This is a genomic window from Streptomyces mutomycini, from assembly GCF_001700505.1.
GTDB classification, from domain to species: domain Bacteria; phylum Actinomycetota; class Actinomycetes; order Streptomycetales; family Streptomycetaceae; genus Streptomyces; species Streptomyces mutomycini.
In genome coordinates this window covers 1-13,074 of the sequence record NZ_MAPV01000197.1, presented here as the reverse complement: position 1 = coordinate 13,074, position 13,074 = coordinate 1, and the positions used below count along the sequence as shown (strand labels likewise).

Genomic DNA, 13,074 nt, shown 5'->3' with positions numbered 1-13,074 from the left:
CCGCACCGGCTCCCTCTCACACCCCGGCCGGTGCGAACCGGACGCGGAGCGATGCCGGGCCGCGCGTGAAGACGCCCTCCTCGACCGGGCTGAAACCATCGGCGAGCCGCAGCTCCGGCATCGCGTCGAGCAGTTGGTTCACCCCGGTCTCGACCTCGGCCCTGGCCAGCAGCGCGCCCACGCAGAAGTGCCGGCCCAGCGCGAACGCCAGGTGGTCGGCGGCCGCGGAGAACGCCGTGGTGCTGGTCAGATCGTCCCGGAACAGGTCGAAGCGGTCCGGGTCGGTGTAGCGCGACTCGTCCCGGTTGGCCGAACCGATCAGGCAGGTGACGGTGGCGCCGGCCGGGACGGTCCCGCCCGACAGCTGCACCTCGCCCGCCGTCTGGCGCATGATCATGTGGACCGGCGGGGTGTAGCGCAGCGTCTCGGCGAAGGCCCGGTCGATCAGGGACCGGTCCCGCCGCACGGCGGCGAGCTGCTCGGGGTGGGCCAGCAGGTTGGCGAAGACGGAGGCGATGGCCTTGTCGGTCGTCTCTCCCCCTGCCGCGAGCAGCAGGCTGCAGAACGCCTTGATGTCCTCGTCGCTCATCCGTACGCCGTCGACCTCGGCGGCGCAGAGCGCGGAGAGCAGGTCGTCCCCGGGCTCCTCCCTGCGCCGCTGGATGACCGGGATCATGTACTCGGCGAATTCCTGACGGGTGCGCTCCCCGGCCGCCGTGACCGCCGGGTCACCCGCCAGGTTGCCGAGGAAGGCGATGACGTTGGTGTACCAGCCGTGGAAGCGCTGGTGGTCCCCCCTGTCCAGACCGAGCATGTCGGCGATGACCAGGACGGGGAAGCGGGTCGCGAACGCCTCGACGAGGTCGGCCTCGCCCTTGTGCCGGAAGGCGTCGATGAGCTCGCGGGCATTGCGCTCGATGACGGGCAGGAACTTCTCCTGGAGGTCGGCGCCGCGGAAGGCCGGGGCGACCAGGGCCCGGCGTACGGCGTGCTCCCTGCCACTGAGCTGGAGGATCGTCCGGCCGTGGACGGGCTCGAGCTGCCAGTCGTAGTTCTCGGTGGTGAACTCCTGAGCACGGTCCTTGAAGACGCGCTCGACATCCTCGTAGCGGGAGACGAGATAGCTGCCCGTGGCCTCGTGGTGGATCAGCGGTGCGCTCTCGCGCATCGTCCGGTAGGCCCCGTAGGGATCGGCGGCGAAGGCGGGCGAGAGAATGTCGGGCGGTGACGCGGCCTGGGACACGTGTGACTCCTGTGGGACAGAGATCAGGGTGCTTCATGGCAGTGAACGGGCAACACCAGCAAGGCTATTGACCGAAGACCCGATATCGAACCCCCTGGGAGTGTTCTTGACCGCCTCGTCCTCCACACCACGTCCGGCCGTCCTGTTCGTCACCGATCTCGCCTACGAGGCACGTGGGCGGCGCTACTGCGACGAGGACATCTTCCTGACGTCCCGGCTGCGCGAGGCCTTCGATCTCGCGCTCTGCCACCCCCGGGACGCGGCGGCGCTGCTGGACGGGTTCGACGCCGTCGTCGTCCGCAACAGCGGTCCGGTCCTGCACTACCAGGAGGCGTACGACGCGTTCCGTGTCCGGGCGCGGGAGTCGGGGATGCGGGTCTACAACACGCTCGACGGGCGCGGGGACATGGCGGGCAAGCAGTATCTTGTCGATCTGAGCAGAGCCGGCTTCCCGGTGATCCCCACCGTGGACCGTGCCTCGGATCTCGGGCTGCTCCCCCGGTCGGCCGGATACGTGGTCAAGCCCAAGCTCGGCGCGGACTCGGTGGGGCTGCGGTTCACCGAGCAGCCCGAGGTCCCCGAGAGCGCCGACGGCACCCTGCTCGTCCAGCCCCGGATCGACTTCCGCTACGAGGTGTCCTTCTACTTCGTCGACCACGACTTCCAGTACGCCCTGCACGCACCGCGTCCGGAAAGCCGCTGGGTGCTCGAGCCGTACGCGCCCAGCCCCGCGGACCTGGACTTCGCACACCGCTTCGTCGAGTGGAACACGCTCTCGCACGGCATCCAGCGGGTGGACGCCTGCCGGACACAGGAGGGCGACCTGCTCCTCGTCGAGCTGGAGGACCTCAATCCCTATCTGTCGCTCGGCCTGCTCGGCCACGACGTCCGCGAGGCCTTCGTGGCCCGGATGAAGGACTCCGTGCGTGACCTGCTGGCCTGACCCGGACGGGCCGCGCCCGCATGCGTGAGACAGGGCCGGGTGTGAGGGTGCGAGGGTGACCACTGCCAGCGAGACCCCACCCGCCGCGCAGAGTGCCGCAGCGCCACCCGTTCTCGACCCCAGGCGCCGGAACATCGTGTTCGCCACGATCGTGCTGGGGATCCTGCTCGCCGCGCTGGACCAGACGATCGTGGGGACGGCTCTCCCCACGATCGTCTCGGACCTGGGCGGCGCGGAGCACATGTCATGGGTCGTGACGGCCTATCTGCTGGCGGAGACCGTGGCGACGGTGCTGGTCGGCAAGTTCGGTGACCTCTTCGGCCGGAAGCTGATCTTCCAGATCTCGGCGGTCATCTTCATCACGGGCTCGTTCCTCTGCGGCCTGGCGTCGGACATGCTGCTGCTGATCATCTGGCGGGGTCTGCAGGGCATCGGCGCGGGTGGGCTCATGGTCACCTCCATGGCGCTGATCGCCGATGTCATCCCGCTGCGCGACCGGGGCAAGTACCAGGGGGCGATCGGTGCTGTCTTCGGCGTCGCCACGGTCGTCGGGCCGCTGCTGGGCGGGCTGTTCACCGACCATCTGACCTGGCGCTGGGCGTTCTACGTCAACGTGCCGATCGCGATCGTGGTGGTCATCGCCGCCGCCCGCAACATCCCGTCCGTCCGGGCGGCCGGACGGCCGGTCATCGACTACCCGGGCATCGTGCTGGTCGCTGTCGGCGCCGGCGCGTTGATCCTCGGGACGAGCTGGGGCGGCAACGAGTACGCCTGGGGCTCGCCGGTCATCATCGGCCTGTTCGTCGGAGGTCTCGTCGCCCTGGCGCTCTTCTGCCTCGTGGAGACGCGGGCGAAGGAGCCGATGCTGCCGATGAGGCTGTTCCGCAACCCGGTGTTCGCGGTCTGCTCGATCCTGAGCTTCATCGTGGGCTTCGCCATGCTCGGCGCGATGATCTATCTGCCGACCTACCTGCAGTACGTCGACGGGGACTCGGCCACCCTTTCCGGAGTCCGGACCCTGCCCCTGGTGGTGGGTCTGCTGGCCGCCTCGGTCTTCAGTGGCAACGTGGTGAGCAGGACCGGCCACTACCGCTTCTTCCCCGTCATCGGTTCGCTCGTGATGGCGGCGGGTCTCTACCTCCTGTCCCGCATGGGCCCGGGAACCGGAGTCTGGCTGGAGTCGCTGTACATGCTGGTGCTGGGCATCGGCATCGGCCTCTCGATGCAGGTACTGACGATCGCCGTGCAGAACACCGTCGAGTACTCGGACCTGGGCACCGCGACCTCCGGCGTGACGTTCTTCCGTACGCTGGGCAGTTCCTTCGGCACGGCGGTCTTCGGCACGATCTACGCCAACGCGCTGCGGCCGAATCTGACGCAGGGCGTCGAGCAGGCCGCACGGGCGGGCGGCGACCCGGCGTCACTGGCGCGGGCGGCGGAGAGCCCTCAGGCCGTGCACGCGCTGCCCGCCGGACAGACCGCGCCCCTCGCCCAGGCATACGCGGACACCCTGCACACGGTGTTCCTCTGGACGGTGCCGGTGGCCCTGCTGGGGTTCGTCGTCTCGCTCTTCCTCAAGCAGGTGAAACTGCGCGACAGCGCCAGGGCGAGCTCGACGGACATGGGCGAGGGGTTCGCGCAGCCGAGCACCGGGGACCCGGCGAAGGTACTCGAAGCCGCCGTCGCCAGGATTCTGCACCGGGCGGGTCCCGACACGGCCCGGCGGATCGTCGCGGAGTCCGACACCCGCCTCGACATGGCGGGTGCCTGGGCCGTGATGCAGGTGGACCTCTTCACCCGGATGGTGGGCCACGCGGGGCTGCGCCTCATCGCCGCCCGGCACCGGATCCCGCCGGAGGTGCTGGTGCCCGTCTTCGACCGGATGATCGAGGAGGGCTACCTCACCGGCGACGGCCGGCTCTTCACCCATACGGCGGCGGGCAGCCGTGAGGCGGCGACGATCTCGGCGGCCTGGGGCCGCTGGCTCAACGCACGGCTGGCCGAGGACGGCGCCCGGCCCGACGACCGGGAGCTACGGGCGGCCGTCGACGTGATCGCCAAACGACTGCTCGCGGAAGACCTGGAGCAGCAGCTGTCGCCGCCCGGGCGGGCAGTCGCCGCGGTCTGAGGCGGCGTGCTCAGAGTTCCCATGACCGGGGACGGTCCAGGGCTTCCCATTCCGGGCGGAGCAGGGACAGCACCGCGTTGTCGTAGCGACGGCCGCGATGCAGGCAGGACGAGCGGCGTACGCCCTCCTGCACGAAGCCCGCGGCGGCCAGGACGGCGAGGGCCGCCGCGTTGTCGGTGTGCGTGAATGCCTCGACGCGCTGCATCGGAAGCTCGCCGAACGCCAGATCGGTCAGGGCGTCGAGGGCGGCGACACCGTGCCTCCGCCCTCGGTGCTCCGGTGCCAGCATCAGGTACGCCTCCGCGGTGCCCTCGCTCAGCTGCTGGTCGTGCAGGGCGATGAGACCGATCGGCGTGCCGTCCGGCAGCAGGAGGACGAAGTCGTCGCGCGAGCTGTCGTCGAGGTGGCGTTCGACGCGCTCGGTGAGCTCGTACAGCGAACCGGGCCAGACGCCGGTCTCGTGTGCGGCCACCGCGTCGGAGCGCCAGTGGTGAAGCAGTTCCGCGTCCGCGATCTCCAGGGGTGTGAAGGCGATGCCACGACCACGCCAGCATCGCGCCCGCTCATCGGCCGACGCCGCGGTGTCCTCGCTCATGGGCGGATCGTATGGGCGGGTGGCCGGCCCGTACAACGGGGTTTCAGTCGATGAAGACCGCCGAGGCGTAGACCCAGGCGCCTTCATGGCGGACGAACCGGCTCTTCTCGTGGAGCGCGTCGGGGCGGCCGTCGTCGGTGTAGTGCGCGCGGAAGGTGACCGTGCCGGTGGTGTGGAAGGCGCTGCCCTCCGTCGTGTCCAGGATCTCCAGGCCCGTCCAGCGCATCGCGGGGTCGAAGTCGACCGACGGCGGCCGGGTCTCCGGGCGCCAGGTGCGCAGCAGGTAGGCGGCGTCCCGGACGACGAAGGCGCTGTACCGCGAGCGCATCAGCGCCTCGCACGTCGGGGCGGCGGCGGCGCCCGCGTGGAATCGGCCGCAGCAGTCCCCATAGGGGGCCTGCAGGCCGCACGGGCACGGGGCCTCCGGGGTGATCCGCGGTGACCCCGGCTGCGGACCGGCAGGCCGGCGGGGGCGTGAGGTGCGTCGTGACATGGGTCCATTGTGACCTGCGGGCCGGGGCTCCCGGCCCGCAGGTGGGAGGGTCCCGGCCGGCCGCGGGTCAGCGCTTGCGCGCCACTCCCGCGTACCCGGGGATCGGCTCGTCGCCGGGGACCTGGATGGCCTCGCCGAGCTCCGGGCGCCAGTCCGCGGAGAGCGAGACGCCCGGCTCGACGATCTCGAGGCCGTGGAAGAACGCAGTGAGCTCGGCCCGCGAGCGGGGCCGCAGGGTCATCCCCCGCGCCTTGTACATCGCACGGGCCTTGGCCGCGCCCTCGGGGTCGAAGTCACCCGTGGTGTGGGAGAGCACGAGATAGCTGCCGGAGGGCAGCTGCTCCACGAGCCGGTCGACGAGTTCCGCGGCCCCGTCCTCGTCGTCCACGAAGTGGAGCAGGGCGAGGAGGGAGAGCGCGATCGGCCGGCTGAAATCGAGGACCTTGCCCGCCGCTTCCAGGATGGCGTCGGGCCGGCGGGCGTCGGCCTGGATGTACTGCGTGGCGCCCTCGGGTGTGGAGCGCAGGAGCGCCGCCGCGTGCGCGAGCACGATGGGGTCGTTGTCGCAGTAGACGACGCGCGCGTCCGGCGCGGTCCGCTGGGCGATCTGGTGCAGATTCGGCTCGGTGGGTATGCCGGACCCGATGTCGAGGAACTGACGCACGCCGTTCTCGGTGAGCCAGCGGGTGGCCCGGTGCATGAAGGCACGGTTGACCCGGGCCATGTCGCGGCCACGGGAGTCCAGGGCGAGCAGTTGCTGTGCCATCTGTGCGTCGACCGGGTAGTTGTCCTTGCCGCCGAGGAACCAGTCGTACATCCGCGCGGGATGCGGCTTGTTCGTGTCGATCTCGACGGCCTGGGATTCCTGCCCGGTCATAACGCACTCCCTTGGGTGATTTACGAACAGTGAGCAGCGCAGGTATATGTGACGTCAGGTCAGAAGGAAATCGGCCTGTCCGGCCTTGGCGCCCTGGATGAAGGCCGCGATCTCCCCGTTGGTGTAGATGAGCGCGGGGCCGTCCGGGTCCGCCGACTGACGGACCGCCACCCTGCCGTCGGCCAGCTTCATGGCTTCGATGCAATTGCCGCCGTTACCACCGCTCCACGGCTTGTACCAGCCTTCGGTGCCGAGGTCGGCGGCCGGCATGCCGTTGTATATGTGGTTCATCACAGCTCCTTGCGGAAGTCCCTGAGGATTTCCTTCGTGCGTTGTGCAGTGGCGGCCTGAGCCGCCATTCGGTCCATGACCTCGAGGTAGGAAGCGACCTCGGGGCGCGCGTCGAAGTAGACGGCGCCGGTCAGGTACTCGCTGTAGACCATGTCCGGGAGTTCGGGGACCGCGAAACGGAAGAGGACGAACGGGCCGTACGTGCCCGGGTGATGACCTGTCGCGAACTCCGCGATCTGCAGGGTCACATGGGGCATGTCGGTCGCTTCGAGCAGACGGTCGACCTGCGCCCGCATGGCGCCGGCACCTCCGACGTGACGGCGCAGGACGGTCTCGTCCATCACCACCCACAGCTTCGGCGCCTCCGCCTTGGTGAGCAGTGCCTGCCGTTCCATCCGCAGCGCCACATGGCGCTCGATGTCCGCGGGCCGTGTCTGGCCGACCGCACCGGTGCGCAGGACGGAGCGCGCGTAGTCCTCGGTCTGGAGCAGGCCGGGGACGAAGTGCGGCTCGTAGGTGCGCAGGAGGCTCGCGGCGCCTTCCAGGCTGACGTACATGCTGAACCAGTCGGGCAGCACGTCGTGGAAGCGCTGCCACCAGCCGGGCTTGTTGGCCTCCTCGGCGAGTTCGACGAAGGCGTCGGTCTCCTCGTCGGCGATTCCGTAGGCCTTGAGGAGGAGCTGGACGTACGGGATCTTCAGCCCGACCTCGGCCGTCTCCATCCTGCGTATGGTCCCGGGGGCGACACGGAGCACCTTCGCCGCCTGGTCACGGCTCAGGCCGACGCGCTCCCGCAGATCCTGCAGGCGCTTGCCGAGAACGACCTGACCCACGGTCGGGGCGGACCGCGGTTCGCTCACTTCAGACCTCCCGATGCGCTATGTCCGAGCAGTGTGCCACGCGCACGGCTCCAGGGACACAGCCACTCTGGATTTTTCAGAGTGCCTCTTGCCAAGTGTTCGCGTCAGGGGGAGAGTTGGTGACCGAACCAAGTTCGCGTGATCGCGTCCGCCCATTTCGGGGCGGTGCGAAGCGTGACACAGCCCCCACTGTGAGGAATCGGTCGTGGCACCTGGCAGTGCGCTCATCCCCAGGCTCATGGACCTCAGTCCCGGAGCGGAGGCGCTCCGTTACTGCTTCGCGCTGCCGGCGCACCCCGAGTCGGTCGCCGGGGCCCGGCGCCTCACGCGGGCCCGGCTGGCGGACTGGCGGCTGACCGGGGACACCCACGACGCGGCGGTGCTGATCGTCTCCGAACTGGTCACCAACGCGGTGGTGCACACCGCGAGCGCCCGGGTGGTCTGCGAGCTCCGCTGTGACGAGGGCAGGCTGCGGATCTCCGTGCAGGACCAGGGCCACCAGCCCGGTGGTCCCCGGCTGTCGCTCACCGCCGAGGGGGAACACGGACGCGGACTGCTCCTGGTCGACTCCGTGAGTGCCGCCTGGGGATCCCACGACACGGGGAACCACTCGGGGCGCATCGTGTGGGCGGAGCTGCCGTACGGCCCGGAGCGGACATGTTGAGGAACGCGCTGTCCCAGCTGCTCGGCGCGCGCCGCGCCCGCCCGGCGGACGAGGACGGCGAGCCGGGACGGGTCCGGCTGCCGCTGCCACCGGCGCTGTCGGCCAGCCTCGGCTGCGACGCCGTGGGCGTACCCGCGCAGTACGGGTTCCGGTTGATGTCGCATCTGCCGCGCGCGGGATGCGTGTTCGCCGACGCCGACCAGTGGTGGTGGATCGTCCCGTCGGGTTCGGATCTGGATCTGGACTGGCCGGAGCAGGCGTCGTACGCCACCGGGGCCTACGTCCCCTCCGGCCGCCCCCGGCTGATCCACGCGCCGGACAGCCGTACTCCCTACACGCCGCCCATTCCGCTCTTCCTCATGGTCTGTCAGGTCACCGGCGTCGTACCGTCCTGGGATCCGTCCGGCCGGCCGAGGGCCGTGCCCGCTCCCTGACCGGGCGGATCGCGCTCACGGCCGGTCGAGGTAGGCGAGCCCCGGGTGGACCCTGGTGTACCCCTCGAGCAGCCGGCGGGCCACGGAGACCGAGTCGACCAGCGGGTGCAGGGCGAACGCCCGCACGGCTGCGGCCCGTGAGCCGCTCCCGGCCGCTTCCAGTACCGCCCGCTCCACCGCCTTGACCGCGGTGACGAGCCCGACAGCGTGGTAAGGGAGCGGGTCGACGGCGACGGGATGCGCGCCGTCGGCGTCCACGAGGCACGGCACCTCGATGACGGCCTCCTCGTCGAGGACCGAGAGGGTGCCCCGGTTGCGGACGTTCAGGATCAGCGAGGCGCGTTCGTTGCGGGCGACGGCGCGCATCAGGGCGAGGGCCACCTGCTCGTATCCCCCGGACTCCAGATCGCACTCCTCGCGCTCACCGGCCCCCGCCACGTCCCGGTTCTCCGCCATGTACGTCGCCTCACGTTCGGCGCGCGTACGGTCCCACGTGGCCAGCGGCGGGGCGGCAGGATCCTTCATCCGGGCGTAGAACCCCTCCTGCTGGTCACGGAGGAAGGCGCCGCGGGTCTGCTCGGCGTCCTGGTAGGCCCGGACCGCTTCCCGGTTGAAGTAGTAGTAGTGCAGGTATTCGTTGGGGATCGCGCCCAGCGAGCGCAGCCAGTCGGCACCGAACAGCCTGCCCTCCTCGAAGGAACCGAGGAGCGCCGGGTCCGCCAGCAGGCGCGGGAGTTCGTCGCGGCCCCCGATCCGCAGACCGCGGACCCAGCCGAGGTGGTTCAGCCCCACGTAGTCGATCCACGCCCGGTCCGGATCCGCGCCCAGGACCCGTGCGATCCGGCGCCCGAGCCCCACCGGTGAGTCGCAGATCCCGATGACTCGGTCGCCGAGGTGCCGGGCCATGGCCTCGGTGACCAGGCCGGCCGGGTTGGTGAAGTTGATGACCCACGCGTCGGGTGCGAGCCGGGCGATGCGCCGGGCGAGGTCCGTGGCGACGGGGACGGTGCGCAGCCCGTAGGCGATGCCGCCGGCCCCCACCGTCTCCTGGCCCAGGACTCCCTCGTCGAGCGCGACGCGTTCGTCGGCCGCACGGCCTTCCAGGCCGCCGACCCTGATGGCGGAGAAGACGAAGTCCGCGTCCCGGAGTGCCTCGTCGAGGTCGCCGGTGGCGTGTACGCCGGGTGCGTCGGCGATGCCGGCCGCCTGTTCGACCAGGACCCGTGCGACGGCGGTGAGCCGGTCCGCGTCGGTGTCGTACAGGGTCACCCGCGAGACGCGGCCTTCGGCGTGGTCACCGAGCAGGGCCCCGTACACGAGAGGGACCCGGAATCCGCCGCCGCCCAGAATTGTCAGCTTCACGCTGCTCGATGGTACGCGGCGGGGAGCCCGGCGCCCCGGACCCGGTGGCCCGGGGCGGCGGACGGTGCGGCCGTCAGTGTCCGTTCCACCACCGCACGACGGTGTGCCAGATCTTCGCCGGCCCGCTCCGCTGAGCCGGGATGGCGAGGCCCTCTCCGGGTGTCGCGTACGGCTCCGCGGTGCGTGGTGCGGCCGGGGCGGCCTCGGGGCCCCGCCGGGGGGCTGCGGGGGAGGACACCTCCCAGTCGGCGTGCGCGCGGGTCCGGGCCACCGCCGGCAGCGGTTCGGCGTCGACCTCCTGCTGCGGAGTGGGGGCGAAGCCCGCCGGGAGTTCCTCCAGGTGCCGTGACATGAAATTCCCTGCCCAGCTCAGCTTGTCCTCGCTGACGGCGAGTTCGAGGTCGGGCAGGCGCATCAGCAGGGCGTCGACCCCGACATCGGCGATGGCGCGTCCGATGTCCTGGCCGGGACACTCGTGGGGTCCGCTGCTGAACGCCATGTGGGCGCGGTTGCCCTCCATGCTGACGGAGAGGTCGGGCCGGACGGCGGGGTCCGTGTTGGCCGGCGCGATGCCGACGATCAGGGCGTCACCCGCCTTGATCTGCTGTCCGCCGAGCTCGGTGTCGCCCACGGCCCAGCGTCCGAGGACCGAGGTGAACGGCGGCTCGTCCCACAGCGTCTGCTCGACCGCCTCGGGCACGGTCATGTGCCCGCCGCTGAGCCGGGCGCGGAACCGGGGATCGGTGAGGACCATGCGCAGCACGTTGGCGATCAGATTGGTGGTCGTCTCGTAGGCGACGATCAGGACCACCCGCAGGTGCTCGCTGACCTCCTTGTCGGTGAGCGCGGCGGGGTGTTCGACCAGCCAGGTGGCGAAGTCCTCGGCGGGTGCCTCCCGGCGGCGCCGGACCAGCCGGTCCAGCGCGCCGACCACGTAGGCGTTGCTCGCGACCGCGGTCTCCGAGCCCCGCGTCATGTCACGGGCGGCCTGCACCAGCCGGTCGTTGTACTCCTCCGGCATGCCGATGATCGCGCACATCACCATCATCGGGAGCCGCTCCGCGAACTGGCCGACCAGCTCGGCGCGGCCCTCCCCGCAGAAGTCGTTCACGAGCCGGTTGCTGTACCGGTTGATGTGGCGGCGCACGCCTCGGGTGTCGATGCGCGCCATGCTGTCGGTGACCGCACCGCGCAGCCGCTCGTGGGTGGCGCCCTCGGCGAAGGAACACACCGGCTGCCAGGTGAAGAGCGGGGCGAGCGGGTGGTCCGGGGACACACTGCCGTCCTGCAGACCACGCCACCGCCGCGAATCGCGGGAGAACTGCGAGGGGGTGCGGGTCATGTGGAGGTTCTCGCTGTGCCCGAGCACCAGCCAGGCGGGGACGTCCTCGTGCAGCAGGACGGGCGCCACCGTGCCGTGTTCGGCTCGCAGCTTGGCGTACAGACCCGCAGGGTCGGCCTCGGCCTCGGGGCCGTACAGCCGGCGCAGTCCGCCGGGGCCGATGCCCATGCCGTGAGCGGGGCACTGCGGGGGCGGCACCGGGCCTGTGGCGGATCCGGGTTCGTGCTGGAAGGGGGTTGTCACAAGGGCTCCAGGAATAAGGGCGCTCCGAAACCGGGCGAGGCGGGACAGGGCCCGTTCGGAGGCTGAGGCATCAGGCGAGCGGCACGGCAAGGCTGTGCAGGTAGCGCATCAGGGTCATCAGCACGTCCCGGCTGGATGCGCGCAGCCGGGCGTCGCAGTCGATCATCGGGACCTCGTCGGACAGGTCCAGGGCACTGCGCAGGGCCTCGACGGGGTGGTGAGGTGCCCCGGGGAAGGTGTTGACGGCGACGACGAACGGCACGCCGCGCTCCTCCAGCCTGCCGATGACGTCGAAACTGACCTGGAGCCGCCGGGTGTCGATGAGGACGACGGCTCCCAGAGCTCCTTCGAAGAGTCCGTTCCACAGGAACCAGAAGCGCTCCTGGCCCGGGGTGCCGAACAGATAGAGGATCAGCTCGTCACTGAGACTGATCCGGCCGAAGTCCATGGCGACGGTGGTGGCGGTCTTGGTCTCCACCCCGACGTTGTCGTCCACGCCGACACCGGCCTGGGTCATGGTCTCTTCGGTCGTCAGGGGCCGGATCTCGCTCACCGAGCCGACCATGGTCGTCTTGCCCACCCCGAACCCACCGACGACGACGACCTTCACCGCGGCCGTGGCCGTGTCGGGGAGGACGTCCTCACTGCGGGGGCCCGTGATCGTGTCAGAGTTTCTGGAGTCCATGCATCACCGCTTCGAGGAGGGACCGGTCCGGGAGCGCGGCGCGGACGATCGGCGCGCGCGACTCGATCAGTTCGGTCGCCAGGAGTTCGGTCAGGAGCGAGGTGACCACGCTGAAAGGGAGACTCAGGTAGGCCGAGATCTCGGCGACGGACAACGGCGCCTTGCAGAGCCGCAGGATCGCGGCCTGCTCCGGCTGGACCATCGGCGACGGCTCGGCCTGCGCAACCACCATGGTGACGAGGTCGAGTGCCGCTCTCCGGCCGTCGGGCGCGCCAGTGATCACATACAGCCGTTCCGGGTCGCTCACCGCAGGGTCGGCCTTTCGGCGTTCTCGTCGGGGAGGACTCATCCGGCCTGCCCGTCATGACGCGGCGGGCTCGTCAGGTGTGCTCCGATACGGACGACCATGTCGCGCATGCGGGCACCCACCAGTCCGGCGTCGACCGTCTCGCCGGCCAGGACCGCGAGGTAGGCGCCCGTGCCCGCGGCCATCAGGTAGAAGAACCCTCCGGTGACCTCGATGACGACGAGCTTCATCAGGCCGTCGCTGTAGGGGATCTCGGTGGCGACGGCCGCGGCCAGGCTCTGCAGCCCGGCGCAGGCCGCGGCAAGACGGTCGGCGACGTCGGGGTCGCCGCCGTGCCTGGCGATGCGCAGGCCGTCGGCGGAGAGCACCACGATCTGGTGGATGCTCGGCACGTCGTCGGCCAGTTCCTTCAGCATCCAGTCCATGTTTCCCCGCTGCTGGATCACTTCTCGTCTCCCTTGTCCCACGCGTCGTCGGAGTCTGTGTCGTTCGCCGGGTCCCTGGGCACACCGTTGACGGCCTGGGTGAAGGCCTCCAGCCAGAGGCCGGGCGGTGCGGTGCCGCCACCACCGCCGTGTCCGTTGCGCACGGCGGTGGTGGCGGCACC

At 70.6% G+C, this 13,074-nt stretch carries 15 protein-coding genes and 1 pseudogene; 4 read left to right on the top strand and 12 right to left on the bottom strand.

Features of this window, described 5'->3' with window-relative positions; translation table 11 throughout:
- Nucleotides 1–16 precede the first annotated feature (16 nt).
- Nucleotides 17–1,243, bottom strand: a complete 1,227-nt coding sequence (locus BFF76_RS25370; RefSeq protein ID WP_031094745.1) for a cytochrome P450 — start codon at nt 1,241–1,243, stop codon at nt 17–19.
- Between the two features lie 106 nt (nt 1,244–1,349).
- Here BFF76_RS25370 and BFF76_RS25365 point away from each other — a divergent pair, with 106 nt between their 5' ends.
- Nucleotides 1,350–2,186 (top strand): ATP-grasp domain-containing protein, encoded by an 837-nt coding sequence (locus BFF76_RS25365; RefSeq protein WP_031094742.1) that lies wholly within the window; start codon nt 1,350–1,352, stop codon nt 2,184–2,186.
- A gap of 55 nt (nt 2,187–2,241) precedes the next feature.
- Complete coding sequence (locus tag BFF76_RS25360; protein WP_065849130.1) at nt 2,242–4,314, top strand: MDR family MFS transporter; 2,073 nt, start codon at nt 2,242–2,244, stop codon at nt 4,312–4,314.
- 10 nt (nt 4,315–4,324) lie between these two features.
- On the opposite strand, the gene BFF76_RS25355 is transcribed toward BFF76_RS25360, so the two are convergent.
- The 5 genes from BFF76_RS25355 to BFF76_RS25335 all read right to left on the bottom strand — a co-directional run bounded on the left by BFF76_RS25355 (nt 4,325) and on the right by BFF76_RS25335 (nt 7,430).
- On the bottom strand, nt 4,325–4,909 hold the full coding sequence (locus BFF76_RS25355) for a GNAT family N-acetyltransferase (protein ID WP_031094735.1): 585 nt from the start codon (nt 4,907–4,909) through the stop codon (nt 4,325–4,327).
- 43 nt (nt 4,910–4,952) lie between these two features.
- Nucleotides 4,953–5,402, bottom strand: a complete 450-nt coding sequence (locus BFF76_RS25350; RefSeq protein ID WP_065849129.1) for a YchJ family protein — start codon at nt 5,400–5,402, stop codon at nt 4,953–4,955.
- 67 nt (nt 5,403–5,469) lie between these two features.
- Nucleotides 5,470–6,279: an SAM-dependent methyltransferase gene (locus BFF76_RS25345; protein WP_053929920.1), complete on the bottom strand. Its 810-nt coding sequence runs from the start codon at nt 6,277–6,279 to the stop codon at nt 5,470–5,472.
- A 54-nt stretch (nt 6,280–6,333) separates the two neighbouring features.
- The gene (locus BFF76_RS25340) at nt 6,334–6,570 is read right to left on the bottom strand and encodes a DUF397 domain-containing protein (RefSeq protein WP_031094730.1); all 237 of its coding nucleotides are present in this window, start codon (nt 6,568–6,570) and stop codon (nt 6,334–6,336) included.
- A complete protein-coding gene (locus tag BFF76_RS25335; RefSeq protein ID WP_053929921.1) occupies nt 6,570–7,430 on the bottom strand; it encodes a helix-turn-helix domain-containing protein in 861 nt (286 codons plus the stop codon). The genes BFF76_RS25340 and BFF76_RS25335 overlap by 1 nt, the downstream gene beginning before the upstream one ends.
- A gap of 205 nt (nt 7,431–7,635) precedes the next feature.
- Between BFF76_RS25335 and BFF76_RS25330 the strand changes: the two genes are divergently transcribed.
- Nucleotides 7,636–8,094, top strand: coding sequence for an ATP-binding protein (locus tag BFF76_RS25330; protein WP_031094724.1), 459 nt, complete (start codon nt 7,636–7,638; stop codon nt 8,092–8,094).
- The gene (locus BFF76_RS25325; protein ID WP_065849128.1) at nt 8,088–8,528 is read left to right on the top strand and encodes a hypothetical protein; all 441 of its coding nucleotides are present in this window, start codon (nt 8,088–8,090) and stop codon (nt 8,526–8,528) included. The genes BFF76_RS25330 and BFF76_RS25325 overlap by 7 nt, the downstream gene beginning before the upstream one ends.
- 15 nt (nt 8,529–8,543) lie before the next feature.
- Here the strand turns inward: BFF76_RS25325 and BFF76_RS25320 are convergent, their stop codons facing one another.
- The 6 genes and pseudogenes from BFF76_RS25320 to BFF76_RS34080 form a co-directional block, all read right to left on the bottom strand.
- Nucleotides 8,544–9,890 carry a 6-phospho-beta-glucosidase gene (locus BFF76_RS25320; protein ID WP_065849127.1) on the bottom strand — a complete coding sequence of 449 codons (1,347 nt, stop codon included), beginning with the start codon at nt 9,888–9,890 and terminating at the stop codon, nt 8,544–8,546.
- Between the two features lie 73 nt (nt 9,891–9,963).
- The gene (locus BFF76_RS25315) at nt 9,964–11,475 is read right to left on the bottom strand and encodes a cytochrome P450 (RefSeq protein ID WP_065849126.1); all 1,512 of its coding nucleotides are present in this window, start codon (nt 11,473–11,475) and stop codon (nt 9,964–9,966) included.
- Between the two features lie 70 nt (nt 11,476–11,545).
- Nucleotides 11,546–12,160, bottom strand: a complete 615-nt coding sequence (locus BFF76_RS25310) for a GTP-binding protein (RefSeq protein WP_031094716.1) — start codon at nt 12,158–12,160, stop codon at nt 11,546–11,548.
- Complete coding sequence (locus BFF76_RS25305) at nt 12,141–12,509, bottom strand: DUF742 domain-containing protein (protein ID WP_031094715.1); 369 nt, start codon at nt 12,507–12,509, stop codon at nt 12,141–12,143. The genes BFF76_RS25310 and BFF76_RS25305 overlap by 20 nt, the downstream gene beginning before the upstream one ends.
- Nucleotides 12,506–12,913: a roadblock/LC7 domain-containing protein gene (locus tag BFF76_RS25300; protein ID WP_014049573.1), complete on the bottom strand. Its 408-nt coding sequence runs from the start codon at nt 12,911–12,913 to the stop codon at nt 12,506–12,508. Before BFF76_RS25300 ends, BFF76_RS25305 begins: the two co-directional genes overlap by 4 nt.
- Nucleotides 12,910–13,074: pseudogene (locus BFF76_RS34080) on the bottom strand (ATP-binding protein); the annotation flags it as partial. The gene BFF76_RS25300 and the pseudogene BFF76_RS34080, both read right to left, overlap by 4 nt.

Excerpts from the sequence above, each read along its gene's own strand:
- BFF76_RS25350 (WP_065849129.1), bottom strand. The coding sequence starts at position 5,402 with ATGTCACGACGCACCTCACGCCCCCGCCGGCCTGCCGGTCCGCAGCCG.
- BFF76_RS25345 (WP_053929920.1), bottom strand. The coding sequence starts at position 6,279 with ATGACCGGGCAGGAATCCCAGGCCGTCGAGATCGACACGAACAAGCCG.
- BFF76_RS25310 (WP_031094716.1), bottom strand. The coding sequence starts at position 12,160 with ATGGACTCCAGAAACTCTGACACGATCACGGGCCCCCGCAGTGAGGAC.
- BFF76_RS25325 (WP_065849128.1), top strand. The coding sequence starts at position 8,088 with ATGTTGAGGAACGCGCTGTCCCAGCTGCTCGGCGCGCGCCGCGCCCGC.
- BFF76_RS25340 (WP_031094730.1), bottom strand. The coding sequence starts at position 6,570 with ATGAACCACATATACAACGGCATGCCGGCCGCCGACCTCGGCACCGAA.
- BFF76_RS25355 (WP_031094735.1), bottom strand. The coding sequence starts at position 4,909 with ATGAGCGAGGACACCGCGGCGTCGGCCGATGAGCGGGCGCGATGCTGG.
- BFF76_RS25305 (WP_031094715.1), bottom strand. The coding sequence starts at position 12,509 with ATGAGTCCTCCCCGACGAGAACGCCGAAAGGCCGACCCTGCGGTGAGC.